Origin of the sequence: Streptococcus sp. HMSC067H01 (genome assembly GCF_001814775.1) — a bacterium.
In the GTDB taxonomy this organism is placed as follows: domain Bacteria; phylum Bacillota; class Bacilli; order Lactobacillales; family Streptococcaceae; genus Streptococcus.
Genome location: NZ_KV817784.1, coordinates 3,210 through 22,337, shown reverse-complemented (window position 1 = coordinate 22,337; position 19,128 = coordinate 3,210). Strand labels below are relative to the sequence as shown.

24 protein-coding genes are annotated in these 19,128 nt (G+C 39.0%); 1 reads left to right on the top strand and 23 read right to left on the bottom strand.

The window, feature by feature from the left end; all coding sequences use genetic code 11:
* Positions 1 to 127 precede the first annotated feature (127 nt).
* Positions 128 to 1,402 carry an aminotransferase-like domain-containing protein gene (locus HMPREF2987_RS03750; RefSeq protein WP_075229399.1) on the top strand — a complete coding sequence of 425 codons (1,275 nt, stop codon included), beginning with the start codon at positions 128 to 130 and terminating at the stop codon, positions 1,400 to 1,402.
* 17 nt (positions 1,403 to 1,419) lie between these two features.
* On the opposite strand, the gene HMPREF2987_RS03745 is transcribed toward HMPREF2987_RS03750, so the two are convergent.
* The 23 genes from HMPREF2987_RS03745 to HMPREF2987_RS03635 form a co-directional block, all read right to left on the bottom strand.
* The gene (locus HMPREF2987_RS03745; protein WP_075229398.1) at positions 1,420 to 2,232 is read right to left on the bottom strand and encodes an ABC transporter substrate-binding protein; all 813 of its coding nucleotides are present in this window, start codon (positions 2,230 to 2,232) and stop codon (positions 1,420 to 1,422) included.
* Positions 2,233 to 2,349: 117 nt separating this feature from the next.
* Entirely contained in the window at positions 2,350 to 2,817 is a 468-nt protein-coding gene (locus tag HMPREF2987_RS03740; protein ID WP_075229397.1) for an NUDIX hydrolase, read from the bottom strand.
* A gap of 251 nt (positions 2,818 to 3,068) precedes the next feature.
* The gene (gene phoU / locus HMPREF2987_RS03735) at positions 3,069 to 3,722 is read right to left on the bottom strand and encodes a phosphate signaling complex protein PhoU (protein ID WP_075229396.1); all 654 of its coding nucleotides are present in this window, start codon (positions 3,720 to 3,722) and stop codon (positions 3,069 to 3,071) included.
* 10 nt (positions 3,723 to 3,732) lie between these two features.
* Complete coding sequence (pstB, locus tag HMPREF2987_RS03730; RefSeq protein WP_016466007.1) at positions 3,733 to 4,491, bottom strand: phosphate ABC transporter ATP-binding protein PstB; 759 nt, start codon at positions 4,489 to 4,491, stop codon at positions 3,733 to 3,735.
* A gap of 12 nt (positions 4,492 to 4,503) precedes the next feature.
* Positions 4,504 to 5,307, bottom strand: coding sequence for a phosphate ABC transporter ATP-binding protein PstB (gene pstB, locus HMPREF2987_RS03725; protein ID WP_004252558.1), 804 nt, complete (start codon positions 5,305 to 5,307; stop codon positions 4,504 to 4,506).
* A gap of 10 nt (positions 5,308 to 5,317) precedes the next feature.
* On the bottom strand, positions 5,318 to 6,202 hold the full coding sequence (gene pstA / locus HMPREF2987_RS03720; RefSeq protein WP_075229395.1) for a phosphate ABC transporter permease PstA: 885 nt from the start codon (positions 6,200 to 6,202) through the stop codon (positions 5,318 to 5,320).
* Positions 6,192 to 7,109, bottom strand: a complete 918-nt coding sequence (pstC, locus tag HMPREF2987_RS03715) for a phosphate ABC transporter permease subunit PstC (RefSeq protein WP_006148223.1) — start codon at positions 7,107 to 7,109, stop codon at positions 6,192 to 6,194. The genes pstA and pstC overlap by 11 nt, the downstream gene beginning before the upstream one ends.
* Positions 7,109 to 7,987, bottom strand: a complete 879-nt coding sequence (locus HMPREF2987_RS03710; protein ID WP_075229394.1) for a phosphate ABC transporter substrate-binding protein PstS — start codon at positions 7,985 to 7,987, stop codon at positions 7,109 to 7,111. Before HMPREF2987_RS03710 ends, pstC begins: the two co-directional genes overlap by 1 nt.
* A 110-nt stretch (positions 7,988 to 8,097) precedes the next feature.
* Positions 8,098 to 9,411, bottom strand: coding sequence for an RsmF rRNA methyltransferase first C-terminal domain-containing protein (locus HMPREF2987_RS03705; protein ID WP_075229393.1), 1,314 nt, complete (start codon positions 9,409 to 9,411; stop codon positions 8,098 to 8,100).
* Positions 9,412 to 10,185, bottom strand: a complete 774-nt coding sequence (locus tag HMPREF2987_RS03700; RefSeq protein ID WP_075229392.1) for an inositol monophosphatase family protein — start codon at positions 10,183 to 10,185, stop codon at positions 9,412 to 9,414. It lies immediately after the preceding gene.
* Positions 10,175 to 10,453, bottom strand: a complete 279-nt coding sequence (locus tag HMPREF2987_RS03695) for a UPF0223 family protein (protein WP_075229391.1) — start codon at positions 10,451 to 10,453, stop codon at positions 10,175 to 10,177. Before HMPREF2987_RS03695 ends, HMPREF2987_RS03700 begins: the two co-directional genes overlap by 11 nt.
* The gene (locus HMPREF2987_RS03690; RefSeq protein ID WP_075229390.1) at positions 10,454 to 10,855 is read right to left on the bottom strand and encodes a Spx/MgsR family RNA polymerase-binding regulatory protein; all 402 of its coding nucleotides are present in this window, start codon (positions 10,853 to 10,855) and stop codon (positions 10,454 to 10,456) included.
* 192 nt (positions 10,856 to 11,047) lie between these two features.
* On the bottom strand, positions 11,048 to 11,683 hold the full coding sequence (locus HMPREF2987_RS03685; protein ID WP_075229389.1) for a TIGR01906 family membrane protein: 636 nt from the start codon (positions 11,681 to 11,683) through the stop codon (positions 11,048 to 11,050).
* The gene (locus HMPREF2987_RS03680; protein WP_075229388.1) at positions 11,673 to 12,446 is read right to left on the bottom strand and encodes a TIGR01457 family HAD-type hydrolase; all 774 of its coding nucleotides are present in this window, start codon (positions 12,444 to 12,446) and stop codon (positions 11,673 to 11,675) included. The genes HMPREF2987_RS03685 and HMPREF2987_RS03680 overlap by 11 nt, the downstream gene beginning before the upstream one ends.
* Before the next feature lie 2 nt (positions 12,447 to 12,448).
* Positions 12,449 to 13,180 (bottom strand): acyl-[acyl-carrier-protein] thioesterase, encoded by a 732-nt coding sequence (locus tag HMPREF2987_RS03675; RefSeq protein ID WP_075229387.1) that lies wholly within the window; start codon positions 13,178 to 13,180, stop codon positions 12,449 to 12,451.
* 4 nt (positions 13,181 to 13,184) lie between these two features.
* Entirely contained in the window at positions 13,185 to 14,315 is a 1,131-nt protein-coding gene (gene hemW / locus HMPREF2987_RS03670; protein WP_075229386.1) for a radical SAM family heme chaperone HemW, read from the bottom strand.
* Between the two features lie 85 nt (positions 14,316 to 14,400).
* Positions 14,401 to 14,796 (bottom strand): YtxH domain-containing protein, encoded by a 396-nt coding sequence (locus HMPREF2987_RS03665; RefSeq protein ID WP_075229385.1) that lies wholly within the window; start codon positions 14,794 to 14,796, stop codon positions 14,401 to 14,403.
* 15 nt (positions 14,797 to 14,811) lie between these two features.
* Positions 14,812 to 15,195, bottom strand: a complete 384-nt coding sequence (locus HMPREF2987_RS03660; RefSeq protein WP_075229384.1) for a DUF948 domain-containing protein — start codon at positions 15,193 to 15,195, stop codon at positions 14,812 to 14,814.
* A 1-nt stretch (position 15,196) separates the two neighbouring features.
* A complete protein-coding gene (lgt, locus tag HMPREF2987_RS03655; RefSeq protein ID WP_075229383.1) occupies positions 15,197 to 15,985 on the bottom strand; it encodes a prolipoprotein diacylglyceryl transferase in 789 nt (262 codons plus the stop codon).
* Positions 15,978 to 16,913, bottom strand: a complete 936-nt coding sequence (gene hprK / locus HMPREF2987_RS03650) for an HPr(Ser) kinase/phosphatase (RefSeq protein ID WP_075229382.1) — start codon at positions 16,911 to 16,913, stop codon at positions 15,978 to 15,980. The genes lgt and hprK overlap by 8 nt, the downstream gene beginning before the upstream one ends.
* 131 nt (positions 16,914 to 17,044) lie before the next feature.
* Complete coding sequence (gene rpsU / locus HMPREF2987_RS03645; protein WP_000048054.1) at positions 17,045 to 17,221, bottom strand: 30S ribosomal protein S21; 177 nt, start codon at positions 17,219 to 17,221, stop codon at positions 17,045 to 17,047.
* Positions 17,222 to 17,724: 503 nt separating this feature from the next.
* Positions 17,725 to 18,432, bottom strand: a complete 708-nt coding sequence (locus HMPREF2987_RS03640; RefSeq protein WP_075229381.1) for a glucosamine-6-phosphate deaminase — start codon at positions 18,430 to 18,432, stop codon at positions 17,725 to 17,727.
* A gap of 191 nt (positions 18,433 to 18,623) precedes the next feature.
* Positions 18,624 to 19,128 (bottom strand): Cna B-type domain-containing protein (locus HMPREF2987_RS03635; RefSeq protein ID WP_180364495.1); only part of this gene is annotated, 505 nt, incomplete at its 5' end.

Here is a 19,128-nt window from a genome sequence, read left to right as displayed (position 1 = left end):
CTTTCCAGAATTTTTCACTTAATAAGTATATCATATTTCTTTCAAAATTTGAATGTCAGAGGCCCTTTTAAGATTGCCAAACGTTTAAAAAAAGGGTACAATGTAACAAAATCAAGAGAGGTCTGGTATGCAAAAAAAAAGTAAGTATGAACAGGTTGTTGCCTATCTAAAAGAAGGGATTGAATCTGGAACTTTTCCTACAGGAAGTCGCCTGCCCTCCATTCGGAACATTAGCCAAGACTTCCACTGCAGCAAAGACACTGTCCAAAGAGCTCTCTTAGAACTTCGATATGAGAAATACATCTATTCTAAACCACAAAGTGGCTATTATGTCTTAGAGCAACAAAGTAGTCATGATGATCTAGAAATTTTAGTCAATGATGAGCACTTAGGTGCCTATGATGACTTTCGTTTTTGTGTAAACGAAAGCTTGATTGGTCGAGAAAATTATCTCTACAACTACTATGAACACCAAGAGGGTTTAGAAGAATTACGAAAGTCTGTTCAGAAACTACTTTTTGAGCAAGCTATCTACAGCAAACCAGACCAGTTAGTCATGACAACTGGAACCCAGCAGGCTCTCTTTATCCTTTCTCAGATAGACTTTCCGAGTCGTACGCAGGAAATTCTGGTTGAGCAACCTACCTATCATCGAATGAACCAACTCCTGCTGGCTCAGGGGCTTCCTTATCAAACTATTGAACGACGGATTGATGGCATTGACCTAAACGAACTAGAACAACATTTTAAAACAGGTAAGATTAAGTTTTTCTATACCATTCCACGTTTTCACTATCCTCTAGGACATTCCTATACGGACCAAGAAAAACGAGCCATTCTAGATTTGGCTGCCAAGTATCAGATTTACATCGTAGAAGATGACTATCTGGGGGATCTCGATCCAAAAATGGGGCAGACCTTTCATTATTTAGACCAACATGATTTGGTCATCTATATCAAATCCTTTTCTACCAGTCTTTTCCCTGCTCTTCGGATTACTGCCCTCATACTTCCAAATGCCATCAAAGAAGCCTTTGTGACCTATAAAAACATTCTCGACTACGATAACAACCTTATCATGCAAAAGGCTCTATCCCTCTACATTGATAGTCAATTATTCGAAAAAAATAGACTAGCTAGACTAGTCCTCCAAGAAAAGAAGCAAGCTCAGATTCAAAAACTTTTAAAAAGTAATCCTATCAATCTCCCAACCTATCCACTCCACGATGGACTCTTACTTGATTTGAGACAGTATCCTAAAATTGCAAGTCTCAAACACAGTTCTCTAGGTCTTGACTTTTTCGAGACCTCCTACTTGTCTACTTGTCCCTATCACTTTGCCAAAGTGCCTCTTGAAAAGATAGAAACCACACTAGATTACTTAAAAACAGAGCTGGACTAAGATCCAACTCTGTTTTCTTATTGTTCTACTTCTGTTAGCTTAGCAGCTTTTTCAAGATAAGATTGATAAGTTCCCTCATCCTTGAGTTTTTGAATAACCTTATCAACCACTTCCTTCAAGTCAGTTTTCCCTTTTTTGATAGCTACAGCATTAGCTTCACCTTCTGTCATAGTCAAGCTGACTGTTGCCACAGCCAAATCAGAGTTCTTACCAGCATAGCTTAAAGCGACAGGTTCATCCATGTGAACTGCATCAACTTTAGCTGATTGAAGTTCATTAACTGCTTCTCCCATGTTGGTCAATGAAGTCAACTGTGCTTTTGGAAGTTGCTCTTTAACCATTGATTCAGGTACAGTTCCTTTTTGAGCTGCAATATTTGCACTTGCTAGAGAAGCTAAATCTTTGTATTTTTCAATATCAGTTTTTCTGATTAGGAAGCTAATCTTGTTTTCATAGTAAGGAATTGAGAAATTAAAGACTTCTTTTCTTTCTTCAGTTGCACTGATTCCCGCAATGGCCAAATCTGCTTTTCCTGTTTGAAGACTGGTCAGGACATTATCAAAACTCATACTTGAAATTTCTAATTTTACTCCAAGTTCATCAGCGATTGCTTGTGCCATATCAATATCAGCACCGACAACTTGATTTTTCCCATCTACAAGTGCTTGAAACTCAAATGGCGCATAGTCAGGACTAGTTGCGACAACTAATTTTCCTTTTTGCTTGATGGCCTCCACTGCTGACTGTGAGCTTGAGTCAGATGACTGACAGGCTACTAAAAAGAAACTTGCCAAAAAACTAAAGATTACTAAAAACCACTTCTTATTCATAAATAAACAACCTCTCTCATGTTTTTGTATAATTATAACTTATTTGAAAATACTTGTCAAGATTTTCTTGCATTTTCATAAAATATAATTATAAAAAATTGAAATTCAGTGCTTAGTTTATCTATCTATTGGGAACTTATTTTCAAAAAAATCATTTATCATATCTTGATGTTGCTGGTTTACAATTGTGATATTTTGTATGTCCCTACGATCAAAGAAACCTAATTCTAAAGTTTCTTCATTTGCAAAAAAATTTGTAGAGATAGAAGTTTCAGATGCAACTAAATACAAAATTGTAAGAACTTGAGCCTCATCACCATTTGGATAACTATCTGAATATTTTGTATAAACATTTAATAGTCTTTTCACTGCCACTTTAAGTCCAGTTTCTTCATAAAACTCTCGAACTAACGCTTCAACAACCGATTCGCCTAATTCAATAGCACCACCTGGCAAGCCCCAAGTTCCCTTATCTGCTCGTTTTTGTAATAATATTTTTCCTGATTGACTTAAAATTCCACAAGTAAAATTTAAAATAATTTTATCTTTTCCAACTTTTTTTCTTATACTCTGTATATAGTTCATTATTCACCTCTGACAACGTAATACTCTTCGAAAACCTCTTCAAACCACGTCAGCTTCCATCTGCAACCTCAAAATAGTATTTTGAGCTGACTTCGTCAGTTCTATCCACAACCTCAAAACGGTGTTTTGAGCAACCAGCGGCTCGTTTCCTAGTTTGCTCTTTGATTTTCATTGAATATAAATCATCTATACAATGAAAGCTTACTCTAGTAAAAAGTAAGCTTTCACAATAATTTTATCATTTGAATACTTTATAATTCTACAATCTTACCTGTTTCAAAGTACACTACCCATTCACAGATATTTTTTGCATAGTCACCGATGCGCTCTAAGTATGAAATGACTTGGAAATAATCACGACCTGTGACGATAGCATCTGGATTCTTTCTGATTTCTTCAGTTGCCAGATCACGAATATTTTCAAAGTAATGGTTGATTTTCTCATCCATGGTTGCAACTTCATAGGCCTTCTCAACAGAAGCGTTGAGGTAGAGGTCAAGAGTCGTTTCAACAAAATTCTTGACATCGCGCCCCATCTTCTTAATTTCTTCTTCGACGGCGGGGATGCGTTGCTCACCCTTCATACGAATGGTTGCCTCAGCGATTGATACGGCGTGGTCTCCCATCCGTTCCAAGTCCGAAACAGCTTTTAGGACTGTTAAGACAGTGCGTAAGTCTTGTGAAACTGGTTGCTGAAGGGCAATGATTTCAAATGATTTCTTTTCAAGTTTCAATTCGTATTCATTGACTTCTGCGTCTTGCTCGATGACTTCTTTAGCCAAGTCACGGTCATGGGTGACAAAAGCACGTACAGTACGGTTGATTTGGGAAAGAACTTCTTGTCCCATGGCGTAGAATTGGTTATGCAATTTCTCTAAATCTTCTTCAAATTGAGATCGTAACATCTTTTTCTCCTTATCCAAATTTACCTGAAATGTAATCTTCTGTTTCCTTATGTTGTGGATAGAGGAACATTTCCTTGGTATCGTTAAATTCAATCAAATCTCCATTGAGGAAAAAGCCTGTTTTATCAGAGATTCGAGATGCTTGCTGCATGGAACGAGTAACCAATAGCATGGTGTACTTGTCCTTGAGACTATATAGGGTTTCTTCGATTTTCCCAGCCGAGATAGGATCTAAGGCTGAGGTCGGCTCATCCAAAAGAATAATCTTTGGACTGGTTGCCAAAACACGGGCTACACAAACACGTTGTTGTTGCCCACCTGATAGACCAATTGCTGAATCATGCAAGCGATCCTTGACCTCATCCCAGATTGAAGCACGCTGTAAAGCTTTCTCCACAGCTTCATCCAAGACTTGCTTGTCTTTCTCTCCATTAATTCTTAGTCCATAAACAACATTTTCGTAGATAGACATTGGGAATGGATTGGGTTGTTGGAAAACCATTCCGATTTCCTTCCGTAATTCAACCGTATCGGTACGCGGACTATAGATATTGTGCCCATTATAAACCACTGAACCAGTTGTCGTCACTTCAGGATTAAGATCACCCATTCGGTTAATAGCCTTTAGAAGTGTTGATTTCCCAGATCCAGAGGGACCGATAAGGGCAGTAATTTCCTTAGGTTGGAAAGATAAGGAAACACTATTCAAGGCCTTCTTTTTGTTGTAATAAACAGACAGGTCTGAAACCTGCAAAATCGGTTCTGTCATACTGTTTCCTTTCTAACCAAAGTGACCAGTTACATAGTCATTGGTAGACTGTAGCTTAGCATTTTGGAAAATATTTGACGTTTTATCGTACTCAATTAAATCACCTAAGTAGAAAAATCCAGTGTAGTCACTTGCACGCGCAGCCTGTTGCATACTGTGGGTCACAATAATAATGGTAAAGTCCTTCTTCAACTCAAGCATAGTTTCCTCTAACTGAGCTGTCGCAATCGGATCCAAGGCTGATGCCGGCTCATCCATTAAGAGGATGTCTGGTTTTACAGAAATAGCACGCGCGATACAGAGACGTTGCTGCTGACCACCTGAAAGCATCAAGGCTGACTTGTGAAGGTCATCTTTGACCTGATCCCAGAGGGCAGCCTGGCGAAGTGAGGTTTCTACAATTTCATCAAGGACCTTCTTATCCTTAACTCCTGCACGTTCATGTGCAAAGGTGATGTTTCGGTAGATTGATTTAGCAAATGGATTTGGACGTTGGAAAACCATTCCGATATGTTTACGCATTTCATAAACATTGATCTCAGGACGGTTAACGTCAATTCCTTGATAGAGAATTTGTCCAGTAACCTTAGCAATATCAATGGTATCATTCATACGATTGAGACTGCGTAGGTAGGTTGATTTTCCAGAACCTGACGGGCCAATCAAGGCAGTAATTTTATTTTTTTCGAATTGCATATCCACGCCCTTGATGGATTCATTCTTACCGTAGTAAACATGTAAATCCTTCGTAGAGAGGGCCACTTTTTCCTCTGGAAAAGTAATGATATGCCTTTCATCCCAATTATATTTTGACATGGCTTCTCCTTTAGGCAGCAGTTAATTTCTTATGTAGATAGCTTCCAAGTTTACGTGCTCCAAAGTTAAAGATCAAGATAAAGATGAGGAGCACCGCTGCAGAACCTGCCGAAACCAGAGTTCCATCAGGAATAGTTCCTTCACTATTGACTTTCCAGATATGGACAGCCAAGGTTTCTGCTTGACGGAAGATTGAAATTGGACTAGATACACTTAGAACGTTCCAGTTAGACCAGTCAAGTGCTGGTGCAGATTGACCTGCTGTGTAGATAAGGGCTGCAGCTTCACCAAAGATACGACCTGATGCAAGCACGATCCCCGTTACAATACCAGGAAGGGCTTCAGGAATCACGACATGAAGGACTGTTTCCCAACGAGAAAGTCCCAGCGCCAAACCAGCTTCACGTTGCGTATGGTGAACGTGCTTCAAACTATCCTCAACATTACGAGTCATCTGTGGAAGATTAAAGACTGTTAAAGCCAAGGCACCAGAAATAATGGAAAATCCGTACTCGAACTGGACTACAAAGATGAGGTAACCAAAGAGACCTACAACAACAGATGGTAGCGAAGACAAGATTTCAATACAAGTTCTGACAAAATTGGTCACACGACCTTTTTTAGCATACTCTGCTAGGAAAATTCCAGCCCCCATTGATAGAGGTACTGAGATAAATAAGGTAATCACCAAAAGGAAAAAGGAATTATAAAGCTGGATTCCAATACCACCACCTGCTTGATATGAGGATGATTTTCCTGTCAAGAAAGACCAAGAAACATGAGGTAAGCCTCGAACCAAGATATAAAGAATCAAGGAAGCTAGAATGGTCACAATGATTCCTGCGATGGTGTAGAGGACAGCTGTTGCAAGTTTATCTAATTTCTTAGCGTGCATAGTTTTTCTTTCCTCTTTCTTTCGTAATCAATTTAATCACACTGTTAAAGGCCAAGCTCATCAAAAGCAATACTAAGGCTAGTGACCAAAGAACATTATTATCAACAGTTCCCATAACAGTATTACCGATTCCCATGGTCAAAACAGAAGTCAGAGTCGCTGCTGGTGTCGTCAATGAAGTTGGAACAACTGCTGAGTTACCAACAACCATCTGAATAGCCAGGGCTTCACCAAAGGCACGCGCCATTCCGAAGACTACTGCCGTAAAAATACCTGAACGAGCAGCCTTCAAAGTAACACGCCAGATGGTTTGCCAACGAGTTGCTCCCATAGCTAAACTAGCTTCACGGTAGTGACGAGGAACCGCACGTAGGCTATCTGTTGTCATGAAGGTTACAGTCGGCAAGATCATAACAAAGAGAACAAAAATTCCTGATAAAATACCGAAACCTGTTCCACCAAAGACAGTACGTACAAATGGTACCACGACCTGCAAACCTATAAATCCATAAACTACTGAAGGAATCCCAACTAAGAGTTCAATAGCAGGTTGCAAAATCTTAGCTCCTTTTGGAGACACCTCTGTCATAAAGACTGCTGCACCAATGGCAAATGGTGTTGCAATAAGAGCTGACAGGATGGTAACAATAAAGGAACCTAAAATCATCGGAAGAGCACCAAATTGTTTCCCTGACGGATTCCAAGTTGCACCAAAAAGAAAATCAAAGATATTCACACCATTGACAAAGAAGGTCGATAAGCCTTTCTGAGCCACGAAAATTAAAATCATAGCAACAATGATGACAATCAAAGAAAGGCAAGCAAATGTTAGCCCTTTTCCTAATTTCTCAAGACGAGAGTTTTTTGAAGGAGAGAGCAATTTTTTAGATAATTCTTCTTGATTCATTACTGGCTCCCTTCTAGCGCTGTCACAGTACCTGCAGCATCTTTTTCAACCTTCATTTCCTTAACTGAAATATAACCCATTCCTTTAACGATTCCATTCTGAGCTTCGTCTGAAAGGACAAAGTTTAGGAATTCGGCAACCAATTCATTTGGCTCACCAAGTGTATACATATGTTCATAAGACCACAAAGGCCAATTGTTAGTTGTAACGTTTTCAGAGATTGGCTCATAACCATTGAGTTTGATAGTCGCTACTGAGTCATCAACATAGGCGAAGGCTAGGTAAGAAATAGCTCCAGGGGTTTGAGAAACAATGGACTTCACCATACCGTTTGAATCTTGTTCCTGACTTTGTACTGCTGATTTTCCATCCATAATCACACTGTCAAAGGTAGCACGAGAACCTGAGCTAGCAGCTCGGTTGATAATAGAGATAGCTAAATCTTTACCACCAACTTCTTTCCAGTTGGTAATTTCACCTGTAAAAATTTTTCGAAGTTGTTCTGTCGTAAGATTATCAACATCTACTTCTTTGTTGATGATAACAGCTATCCCCGCAACAGCTACCTTGTGGTCAACTAAGGCAGATGCATCGATTCCGTCTTTTTCCTCGGCAAATACATCCGAGTTACCGACGTCTACCGCTCCAGACTGGACTTGAGACAGACCTGTACCAGATCCACCACCTTGAACATTGACTGTTTTACCAACGTGTGCGTACGCAAATTCATCTGCTGCCGCCTCGACTAAAGGTTGAAGGGCAGTTGATCCAACAGCAGTCATTGACTCCCCACGATCAATCCAACTAGCACATCCTGCTAGTGAACCAACAAGCAAAAGAGTCGCAAGAGATTTTGTGAGCTTTTTGAATGTATTCACTATTTGTCTCCTTGAAAATAATGGTGTATAGCTTGGAAATTTTTGCCTTATTTTTCATCTATTTTGCAAAAAGTTCTTAGTTCCACTATAACATAGAATACTAGCTTTGACTAGTTTTTTACTTTAAAGCGTAAGCCCTTAGGGAAATAATTCTTCAAGGTATTTCCGGTTACTTTTGCAAAACCTAGACCATTTCCACCAACCAAAACTTGGTACCAACCATTTGGAAGAGTTTCAGCTAATTGGACCGTTTCTCCAGCAACATATTTTACAAAATCTTCTTGACTAATTTCAAGACTTTGTTTGACTTGACTGGGCTTCATTGATATACCAAGAGCAAAACTGGGTTCAAAACGTTTTTTCTTAAAAGTTCCAAGATGAAGACCATTACGAGCTATCTTGAGTTTTCCTATATCGGGTAGGACTTCTGGCAAGAGATAAAGCTGGTCTCCAAAAACTTGTAGGACACCGGTCAGTTTTTCATTAAGATGTTTTTTCTCAAAATCCTGCCATAAGGAAATCTGTTCGCGAGATAGGTTGGATTTAGAAGGTTTGAACTTCCCAGCCTTGTTTTGACCTTTAAACTGAAGATGGGCCACGAACTGACCTTCTCCCTTAAAGTGATGAGGGTACATTCTAGCTGTTTCTGGTAAATCAATTCCAGGTACCATTCCATTGATGTGTTGGATTGGAATCAATTCAAAATTATAGCTATCCAGTAACCATTGGACGATTTCTTCATTTTCTTCTGGAGCCCAGGTACAGGTAGAATAGACCAAACGGCCACCATCAGCCAACATGGTAACCGCATCCTCTAGAATTTCACGCTGCAAGTCAGCACATTGGCTTGGATATTCTACACTCCAATAATCCATAGCGTCAGGTTGTTTACGAAACATCCCTTCTCCTGAGCAAGGTGCATCTAAAACGATCAGGTCAAAATAGCCTTTAAAGGCCTTGGCTAAACGGTCTGCAGATTCATTGGTTACAACAACATTAGTTGCACCAAAGCGTTCCATATTTTCAACTAAGATTTTTGCTCGTTTGTTTGAAATTTCGTTAGAAACTAAAATACCCTCACCTGCTAGATAAGCAGCCAGTTGAGTTGATTTACCGCCCGGTGCTGCTGCTAGGTCCAAGACCTTCATCCCAGGACTAGGCTGGGCTACCTGAGCCACCATTTGAGCAGCTGGCTCTTGAGAATAAACCAAGCCTGTCACATGCTCAGGTGATTTCCCTGAAACCTTTCCATAGTAACCCCAAGGTGTATTTGGAATTGCATTCGAAAAAGAACCTTGGCTTTCCTTTAGGGGATTGATACGAAAAGCAGAAATGGCTTCCTCATCAAAAGAGGCAAGAAAAGATCTTGCCTCATCTCCTAATATTGTTTCATATTTTTTTACAAATCCTTCTGGAAAATTCATCTAAGATAGTTTCCTTTCATAGATATAGGATTGAATCTCTGCCAACTTTTCTCTTGGTGCCATCATGATAGGTTGGCGTGACTCAAAGTCTACTGGCTCTCCAGATAGAGTTACAATCTGATAGCCTAAGCCCTCACCTAAGATACTAGCTGCCGCATAGTCCCATGGTTGGAGATAGGTGATATAGGCCAATAGTTGACCCGAGAGGATTCTTGAAAAGCTGATAGCAGCACTGCCATATACTCGGACACCTAGTGAAGCCTTGGATAAATCAGCAACTCCCCAAGTATTTGACTCTAGCATACCTGCATTCCCTGCAATTAGAAAGTCACACAGGGGCTTATTCTTAAAGTCAGGTAAGGGTTCATCATTAAGATAAGCCTGAAAAGCCCCACCTCCATGATAACAAGCATCCCTCATAACATCATAAATAATCCCAAACTGACCGATACCATTTTCGAAATAAGCTACCATGATGGCGAAGTCTTCGCCTTGTGCCACAAAATTATTGGTGCCATCAATGGGATCAATAATCCAGACAGAACCTTGATTGACAGAAGCTCTTAAATTTCCTTCTTCTGCACAAAACTGGTCATGGGGGTAGCGTGAGAGAATCTTATCAACCAAAAAATCTTGTACTTCCTTATCCAAACGTGTCACCAAGTCCGTCGGCGAGGTTTTTCTCTCAACATGAAGATCATCCTTCATATGTTTTCGGATATAACTCGCTGCTTCCTTGACAATCTCTTTGGCAAACGCAAATTTATTTTCCAAGCGAAATCTTCCCTTCCTCTTGCTCTTTGGCTAGTTGAACAGCACGATAAAAAGAATAGCCACTTGCAATTTCAAATTCACGACCCAAGCGTTTTTCTTCACTCTTGCTAGGAACGACAACTTTAAATTTTTTGTAGGACTCTAAAAGTCGTTTAGCCTCTACTTTGCCTTCATAGGCTGTTTCAACATCATTAAAAAAAGAAAGCACTGAAGCAAGTTCTTCAGTGCTCCACGACAAATCTAGTGGGTAACTATACTGTTTATTCATCTAATTTATACCAGCTCTCAATGTAGCTTCTTTCAATTCTTGCTTACGGTAACTACGAGGGAGAAAAGCACGAATCTCATCTTCATTAAAGCCAATTTGCATACGTTTATCATCAATGATGATTGGGCGACGCAAAAGACTTGGATACTGCTCAATTAAATAAAGCAACTCCGATACTGAGATACTCTCTACATCAATATTCAATTTTTGGAAAATTTTTGAACGAGTCGAGATGATGTCATCAGTACCATTTTCGGTCAAGGAAAGAATGTGTTGCAGTTCTTTTCTCGTTAAAGGGCTGGTCATAATATTATGCTCTTGAAAAGGCACTTTATGATTCTCGAGCCAGGCCTTTGCCTTACGACATGATGTACAACTCGGCGATAAAAATAGTGTAATCATGCTTTCCTCATCTTTACATACTTTTCTATTTCTATTATACAAAAAAATAAAGCGCTTGACTAGTTATTTCCGTAAAAAAACCTATTTTTTTCGACAAAAATAGGCTATTTCTGATTAAAGGCATATCATTTGCTCCAATATGGCAAAAAAGATTTCCCAAACGATAAGAGTTTTTTGAACATTCGTTAGAATCTAGCTGACTTTATTCCATTTCTTACTTCTGCTTTTGAAATAAAAGAAACCAAAAAGAAGCTCATAGATACAGAAAAATAAGAGAAAACAATGGAGGAAAAATTCCTCTGGTAGGATTAAAATAACTGGATCAAACGCGGGATCAAAAAGCCAAGTATCATCGCCCACGAAAAGTATCTGGTGGAACAAGGTAAAAAACTGCTCAAAGCCAACTACGACACCAAATAAACCTAAACCAAGTGGTAGACCAACCATAAGGATAAAAGCTTTTCGATAAAGAGAGAGGTAATCTGGTTTTACCACATTCTTCCAGAAAAGATAAAAAAGTGGAGCTGTCAACAAGGCTACAGCTTGAGTCAGATGAAATAATCCCTTCACAACCGCAAAATGGTGTAAACCAGATACCGAAGAAGGTAGGTCTGGCATTTCTAATTGTTGACTAAAAGGATTGGTCAAATAATCCATCAAAACATTAAAATTATGCTGGATGGTCTGAGGTTGCAGATGAACACGATTTGTCAAGTTTAACCAAGAAATCTCCAGAGGGTAAATCAACCAAGCCAGGTAGATGGTTAATAAAATAGCAAGCGAGAGGAGAAAGAAAAGACTTCCTACAAAAGTAAATTTAGTTTTCATCGAAATTCCACTCCGCCAGGCTAGAAACAACATGAGTCGGTGCAATAGGTAAATCTGCTACTTCTTCTGGTTTAGTAAAACCAGTTGTTACTAATAGACTGGGAATTCCATTATCGATTCCTGCACGAATATCTGTTAGATAGTTGTCCCCTACCATGACAATTTCTTGGCGTTCAAGTCCTAGGTGCTCAACAGCCTTGTCCATAATAATCGCATTAGGTTTTCCAATATAAACTGGTTTTACACGAGTTGCTGCTTCAAGAAGAGTAATCAGAGAACCAGCACCAGGCAAAAGACCTCGTTCCGTCGGGATGTTCAAATCAGGGTTGGTACCGATAAAGTGAGCACCTTTATGGATAGCTAGGGTTGCCGTAGCAAACTTTTCATAGTCTACTTGCCAGTCTAAACCAACAACCACATATGCAGGATTGTCCTTGTCCTCAACATAGCCTGCTGCTTGAATGGCTTCCTTTAGACCTGCCTCACCAATGACATAGACAGTTTTTTCTAGTCCTAGGTCATTCATATAGTCTATGGTCGCTAAAGTCGCAGTGTAGATAGTTGACACTGGTGTATCAATATTGAAGTGATTAGCCAACATCTCTTGGACACTCTCAGGTGTTCGTGTCGTATTGTTTGTGACAAAAAGGTAGGGAATATTTCGCTTTTGCAAGTCATGGACAAAAGCTTCTCCTTCAGGGATCCGATCTTTCCCCTTATAAATTGTTCCGTCTAAATCTATTAAATATCCTTTATAAGTCATTTTCACTCCTTTGTAGTCCATTGAATAAGAGCCTGGGCATTGACGACTCCTTGGCTAGTAACTTGATGGCGGCTCTGCGATCCGTCCAACTCATAGCTAGAGGTAATCATACCACCAGGACGAACTTCCTTCACGTATTTGAGATTGATTTTCTGTGGGATATGATTCATGAGAAAGTCTGCTCCCATGACTTCAAAAATCCAATCTAGGTACTTGCAATTATTGACATGCCCATTCATATCCAAATCATAAAAGCGAACATGATAGTCCTTACTAGTAGGATTGTCCAAATCAGTGTATTTGGGACCTCGAATGATTTTCTTTGAAAATTCCGATTGGTAAGGGGCAACCATCTCAGGATCCACGCTATGGACCTTGCGACTATCCCGGTCCATCAGAGCAAAGGTCGCCAGCATTTGGATAATAGCTTGACCTGACTCATCGTAGATGGTGAAACGGCGGTAACAAAAGAGACGATTGTAACTTAAAGCCTCTGTCTTGATGGTAATTTCCTCTGCAAAACGTGGAAGCCTAATCACATCAATATCGTACTCTGTAATAATCCAAACTAGATTATATTTTTCAAGTATTTCCTTATCGCTTACGCCCAGTTGAGCTGACTGGCTACCTGAAACCTGCAGAGAAAGTAAGATGAGGCTTGGTAGTTTGATATGCCCATTCATATCTGACATATCAAAAGGAATTTTCATCTTCATTTGATAAGTTAAACCCATAGTATCACTCCAAAATAAATCTTTCAGCTACTGTATCTCCTAAAAAGAGACCTTTCTTTGTCATGCGTATTTGTTGACCTTCTACTTGTAAAAGACCTTGATGACACAAATCTTTCACAACTTGCCCATACAACTTTTCAAATGAAGTAGCAAATTTTTCTTCAAATCGTCTAATTGAAACCCCAGATTTCTTACGGAGGCCCAGAAACATTTCTTCTTCCATTTGTTCTCTCTGACTCAAATATTCCTCATTGATCCTCGCATTACTAGCTTCTACTGCTTTCATGTAGTGACGGATGGGACCGTGGTTTTTGTAGCGAACACCACTGACATAGCCAGACGCACCTGCACCTATACCATAATACTCAGCATTGTCCCAGTACATAAGGTTATGACGACTTTCAAACCCTGGCTTTGAAAAATTAGAAATCTCGTAATGTTCAAAACCAGCATTCTCCAATTCAGCAATGATATATTCAAACATCTCTGCTTCTAATTCTTCCTTGGGAAGTGGTAATTTACCACGACGCATACGGTTCATAAAGACCGTGTGATTTTCCAAAATCAAGCTATAGAGACTCATGTGAGGAATATCCAGAGCGATAGCCTTGGCAACATTATCCTTAACCTGCTCCATAGTTTGCCCGGGAAGAGCATAAATCAAGTCAATAGAGATATTTTCAAATCCTGCTAACTTGAGACGGTCTATATTTTCATAGATATCCTTCTCCAAATGACTACGCCCAATCTTTTTCAGCATTTTATCATCAAAGGTTTGCACGCCTAAGGAAACACGATTAACTGCTGAATTTTTTAGGACTGCAATCTTATCGGAATCCAAATCCCCAGGGTTGGCTTCAATGGTTAACTCCTCTAAGGCTGATAAGTCCAGATTTTTCGTCAACCCATCTAACAAAAACTCCAGTTGCTGGGCAGATAAGGCTGTGGGAGTCCCCCCTCCTATATAAAGGGTTCGCAACTGCTGAATATCATAGGAGCGATACTCTTCTAAGAGATGTTCTAGATAACTATCCACTGGCTGGTTTTTAATAAAGACTTTTGAAAAGTCACAATAATAACAAATCTGTGTGCAAAACGGAATATGCACATAGGCTGATGTCGGTTTCTTCTGCATAGTATTCATTATACCATAAAGACTTCATTCAATAAAAAAATCACCATGTCTGACTCCTAGGGAATCATGAAATGGTGACTCTATTTTAATCTTCTTGAATCTCGATGACGATTTCTTGACCTTCTTCTTGTTCTTCCACAACCACTTTGTCTTCCAGTTGTTCTTTGAGACTGTTCAAGGTTTCTTTAGAAGCTTCTGTTGCCTGCTGTGCGCAACATTTTGCTTTTTCAAGGACGGTATCAAGGGTGATTTCGCCTGATTCCACTTGTTCCTTGGTTTTAAGAACAAATTCTTTGGTTTGTTCTTTGACTTCTGTCAGTTTTTCACAGACTTGTTCCTTGGCATACTCAGGATCTTCTCTTAAATCTTCTAAAAATCCTTGTGCTTGACTTCTCACTTGCTTACCTTTATCACTAGTTAGAAACAAGGCTGCAGCAACACCTGAAACAGTTCCAAGAAAGATAGATGATAGTTTACCCATTAGCTTACTCCTTTTTTATTTTTTGAAAAATTTACTTGCAACACGTATAGCTGATAAGCCTGCGCCTGTCTTCAAGGTTTTTGATCCAGCAGATGATGCCTTTTTGCTCAAAACACGCGCTTGATCATTAAGGTCTGAGACAGAAACAGACAAATCAGCCACTGCTGTAAAGAGGGGATCAATCGTTGCCACTTTAACGTTGATATCATCAACTAGAACATTGACCTTAGTTAATAGCTCATTGGTATAATGGAGAGTCACATCAAGATCAGATGTTAAGGTTTTTACAGTTTTTTCTGATTCATCAATAACTCGACCAACTTTCTGTAAAGTAATAATCAAATAGACTAAAAATACAACCAAGGCAATGGCTACAAAAATATAAGCAGCTTCTAACATATTAATTCTCCTTTTTTATAATATAAAATGGTGCTTTTTTCCGATTTTGATAGAAAACAATAAAGATTCCAAGTCCGATTAAGACAGCTGATAACAACTGAGAAACACGAAGGCCAAGGAACATGAGGCTATCAGTACGCATACCTTCAATAATCAAACGTCCAAATCCATACCACATAAGATAAAAAGCTGTGATGTGCCCACGGCGAATACCTTTTAGGCGTCTTCTAAAAATAAGAATCAAAGCAAATCCGATGACATTCCAAATGGACTCATATAGAAAGGTTGGCTGTCGATAAGAACCATCGATATACATCTGATTCTTAATAAAGGATGGAAGAAAGTCCAGATTTTCAACAGCTGCACCATAAGCTTCCTGGTTAAAGAAATTTCCCCAGCGTCCAAGGCTCTGAGCAATCAGAACACTCGGTGCAGCAATATCTAAGAAGTCCCAAGTATTGATTAACTTGCGGTCTGCAAAGATGTATAGAACAATCGCCCCAGTAATCAGGCCACCGTAGATCGCTAGACCGCCATTCCAGATAGCAAAGATTTCTCCTAGATTCTGACTGTAATAATCCAATTTAAAAATGACATAGTAGAGTCTCGCTCCAAGTATTGATAAAGGGAAGGCAATCAAGATAAAGTCTAAAATATCATCAGATAAAATCTTTTTATGAGGTGCTTCACGCATAGCTAGAAAAACTGCTAAGATCAGACCTGAAACAATACAAAGCGCATACCAGCGAACAGCAAAGGGACCTATCTGAAAAGCAACAGGATCAATCATCTTTCACCTCGTTCTTTGAAATCAGATTTGTTAAACGTTCTTCAAACAGACGCGTCGCATCAAAGCCCATGTCTTTGGCACGATAATTCATAGCTGCCGCCTCGATAACAACAGAAATATTGCGCCCTGTTTTAACTGGGATGCGGATACGTGGAATGGTAACTCCAGAAACTTCTAGTTCTTCAGCATTATTTCCTAAGCGATCAAAGGTCTTATGTGTATCGTAATTTTCCAAATAAACAGCTAGCTGAACTTGTGAAGAATCCTTAACTGCACTGGCACCGTATAGACTCATGACATCGATGATCCCTACTCCACGAATTTCGATCAGATGTTTCAAGATTTCAGCAGGTTCACCCCAGAGAGTCATTTCATCCTTAGAATAGATATCTACCCGATCGTCTGCTACCAAGCGGTGACCACGTTTAACTAGTTCTAAACCTGTCTCACTCTTACCGATTCCACTGTCACCTTGAATCAAAACACCCATACCATAGATATCCATTAGGACTCCATGTACACTTGTACGTTCCGCTAAACGAGAATCAAGATAGCTAGATAGTTCTCCAGACAAACGACTGGTTGCTGTACGACTAGTTAAAATCGCAATTTTACATTCTCTAGCAGCCTTCAACATTTCCTCTGGAACCACCAAACCACGGGCAACGATGACCGCAGGTGTCTCCGGTTGAAACATTTTTTTCAAGACATCGTAACGATTTTGAGAAGGCATAGAGACTAGGTAAGACCACTCCTTCATCCCCAAAAGTTGAATCCGCTCTGGAGTATAGTAATCAAAATACCCCGTCATTTCAAGTCCAGGTCGCGTAATATCCGCAGTATTGATTTCTTTTTCAAGTAATTCTGCTTCACCATAGACAATGTCCAATCTAAGCTTTTCAATCACTTCTTTTACTAAAACCGACATTATTTCCTCCTTAAATCGAGTTCTTCTCTACTATTATATCAAATTGTAGGAGGATGTTTTGGAATTTTGCAGGATTTATAGGATTAATTTAAAAAGAAAAAAGACTAGATCGCTCTAGCCTTTCTAATTAATTAGAATTTTTTACGTTTACGAGCTGCTTCTGATTTACGTTTACGTTTTACAGAAGGTTTTTCATAGAATTCACGTTTGCGTGTTTCTTGAAGAGTACCAGCTTTAGTAACCGCACGTTTGAAACGACGAAGTGCATCGTCAAGAGATTCATTCTTACGTACTACTGTTTTAGACATTTTTTTCACTCCCTTCAAGTTCAAGATCTATTATATTTTACACGGAATAAAGAAAATTGTCAAGAAAAAAATGAAATTCTCCCAAATCATTCAATTTAAAATTTACAAGATTTTACCATTATGTCTAGCCTAGTTCTCCACCTCTAAAGTTTGTTCTAAACAAACACTTAATTTTTTAATTTCTAACCCCATGTGATCTAGGTACTCCCAATAATCTGACGGTAGATCAGAAATGATATACAGATCCTGACTCTCAAAATGCCAGACAAGGTGTTTAGTATCTGCTCTTGAATAAAATGTAAATCCTTTAGTTGACCTAAACTGATAGCTTCTATCTTTGCTAAATACTGACAAAAAGCAGAAAGTGATGAACAGTCAAATTTGTCTTCTTCATGTAAAAAATACAAAAAATTTTGATTTTCATCCCTCATCATATTTGAAATATATCCAGACCAAAAAACCACCCAATCCACAGGATCGAATGATCTTTAATGATAAAAATCTTATTTCTTTAACAAGCTGAGTGCTGCTGCATCTGCGATAATGGTCACATCTGGATGGTTTTGCAGGCTACTTGCTGGAAGGCTTTCTGTCACAGGACCTTCAACAGTTCCAGCGATAGCTTCTGCTTTTGATTCACCATAAGCAAAGAGAAGGATAGACTTAGCATCCAAAATGTTCTTAATACCCATTGAAATGGCTTGTGTTGGAACATCTTCAATCTTATCAAAGAAACGTGCGTTAGCTTCGATAGTAGACTGGTCAAGCTCTACAAGATGTGTTTGGCTATCAAATGGAGTTCCTGGCTCGTTAAATCCAATGTGTCCATTGCGACCGATTCCTAAGATTTGTAGGTCAACTGGATGGTCAGCCAAAATTTGATTGTAGCGTTCCACTTCTTCTTCAGCATGGTCTTTATTGCCACGTGGCAAGAAGCTTTCTTTGAATGGTTTTTGATTAAAAAGATTTTCTTGCATGAAGTAACGGTATGATTGAGGATTGTCCCCATCAAGACCGACATACTCATCTAAGTTCACACTTGTAAGATTTGAAAAATCAAGATCGCTTTTAACGATTTCTTGGTAAAACTCAAGAGGGCTACTTCCTGTTGCAAGCCCCAAGGTTTGCGCACCATTTTCCAACTTTTCTTTTAAGATGTCAAAAGCAACTTTTCCACCTTCAACTGGATTTTCCACTTTAATAACTTTCATTTTTATAACCTCCGTTTTCTTTATTTTATTATATGGTATAGACCAATTTTTGTCAAGTGAAAACGGTTTATTTTTTGTAAAAAATATGAATATAGTAAGTACTACTTAAAACCTGTACTAGAAGTCATTAAAAAAGAGAACTCGAAAGTTCTCTCTTAGTTGTAGGTATCAAGTCCTATTTTTTTCTCGAACTATTTTCTACATTTTACTAAAGCGAGTCCTACAAGACCAATTCCTAGACCTAAAACTAGCAATGCTGTAGTAGCTTCTTCACCAGTTTTTGGTAAAACACGATCCTTTGGTTTATCTGGTGACTTTGGAGTTGATGATTTTGGTGGATTAGTTGTTTTATTTGGAGTTGTTGGAATAGTTGGTGGAACCGGAGGTTGATAGGTGTTAATCAAAACAAGGTTCGTTTCATTTTCTTGGATTGTTTTAGAAACATATCCCTCAGGAACCTTGACTTCAGCTATCGTATAACTAATAACTTTTCCTGCTGAATATTTAGGAAGATCAGTAAAAGTATAGGTCCACTTATTATCTTCGCTCAAAGTAACTTCTTTTCCGACTTTCTTGCTACTAGCATAGAGTTGGATCTTGATGTTATTTGGACGTTTTCCTGCCTTATTATCAGCATCCTCCCAACGCTTACTAACCTTCAAATCAGTCACTACAGGAAGATGTGTATTAGTGATA

What these genes read in the sequence shown, in the direction of transcription:
- HMPREF2987_RS03750 (WP_075229399.1), top strand. Translation starts at nt 128, where the DNA reads ATGCAAAAAAAAAGTAAGTATGAACAGGTTGTTGCCTATCTAAAAGAA.
- HMPREF2987_RS03745 (WP_075229398.1), bottom strand. Translation starts at nt 2,232, where the DNA reads ATGAATAAGAAGTGGTTTTTAGTAATCTTTAGTTTTTTGGCAAGTTTC.
- HMPREF2987_RS03740 (WP_075229397.1), bottom strand. Translation starts at nt 2,817, where the DNA reads ATGAACTATATACAGAGTATAAGAAAAAAAGTTGGAAAAGATAAAATT.
- phoU (WP_075229396.1), bottom strand. Translation starts at nt 3,722, where the DNA reads ATGTTACGATCTCAATTTGAAGAAGATTTAGAGAAATTGCATAACCAA.
- pstB (WP_016466007.1), bottom strand. Translation starts at nt 4,491, where the DNA reads ATGACAGAACCGATTTTGCAGGTTTCAGACCTGTCTGTTTATTACAAC.
- pstB (WP_004252558.1), bottom strand. Translation starts at nt 5,307, where the DNA reads ATGTCAAAATATAATTGGGATGAAAGGCATATCATTACTTTTCCAGAG.
- pstA (WP_075229395.1), bottom strand. Translation starts at nt 6,202, where the DNA reads ATGCACGCTAAGAAATTAGATAAACTTGCAACAGCTGTCCTCTACACC.
- pstC (WP_006148223.1), bottom strand. Translation starts at nt 7,109, where the DNA reads ATGAATCAAGAAGAATTATCTAAAAAATTGCTCTCTCCTTCAAAAAAC.
- HMPREF2987_RS03705 (WP_075229393.1), bottom strand. Translation starts at nt 9,411, where the DNA reads ATGAATTTTCCAGAAGGATTTGTAAAAAAATATGAAACAATATTAGGA.
- HMPREF2987_RS03695 (WP_075229391.1), bottom strand. Translation starts at nt 10,453, where the DNA reads ATGAATAAACAGTATAGTTACCCACTAGATTTGTCGTGGAGCACTGAA.
- HMPREF2987_RS03690 (WP_075229390.1), bottom strand. Translation starts at nt 10,855, where the DNA reads ATGATTACACTATTTTTATCGCCGAGTTGTACATCATGTCGTAAGGCA.
- HMPREF2987_RS03685 (WP_075229389.1), bottom strand. Translation starts at nt 11,683, where the DNA reads ATGAAAACTAAATTTACTTTTGTAGGAAGTCTTTTCTTTCTCCTCTCG.
- HMPREF2987_RS03680 (WP_075229388.1), bottom strand. Translation starts at nt 12,446, where the DNA reads ATGACTTATAAAGGATATTTAATAGATTTAGACGGAACAATTTATAAG.
- HMPREF2987_RS03675 (WP_075229387.1), bottom strand. Translation starts at nt 13,180, where the DNA reads ATGGGTTTAACTTATCAAATGAAGATGAAAATTCCTTTTGATATGTCA.
- hemW (WP_075229386.1), bottom strand. Translation starts at nt 14,315, where the DNA reads ATGCAGAAGAAACCGACATCAGCCTATGTGCATATTCCGTTTTGCACA.
- HMPREF2987_RS03665 (WP_075229385.1), bottom strand. Translation starts at nt 14,796, where the DNA reads ATGGGTAAACTATCATCTATCTTTCTTGGAACTGTTTCAGGTGTTGCT.
- HMPREF2987_RS03660 (WP_075229384.1), bottom strand. Translation starts at nt 15,195, where the DNA reads ATGTTAGAAGCTGCTTATATTTTTGTAGCCATTGCCTTGGTTGTATTT.
- lgt (WP_075229383.1), bottom strand. Translation starts at nt 15,985, where the DNA reads ATGATTGATCCTGTTGCTTTTCAGATAGGTCCCTTTGCTGTTCGCTGG.
- hprK (WP_075229382.1), bottom strand. Translation starts at nt 16,913, where the DNA reads ATGTCGGTTTTAGTAAAAGAAGTGATTGAAAAGCTTAGATTGGACATT.
- rpsU (WP_000048054.1), bottom strand. Translation starts at nt 17,221, where the DNA reads ATGTCTAAAACAGTAGTACGTAAGAATGAATCTCTTGACGATGCACTT.
- HMPREF2987_RS03640 (WP_075229381.1), bottom strand. Translation starts at nt 18,432, where the DNA reads ATGAAAGTTATTAAAGTGGAAAATCCAGTTGAAGGTGGAAAAGTTGCT.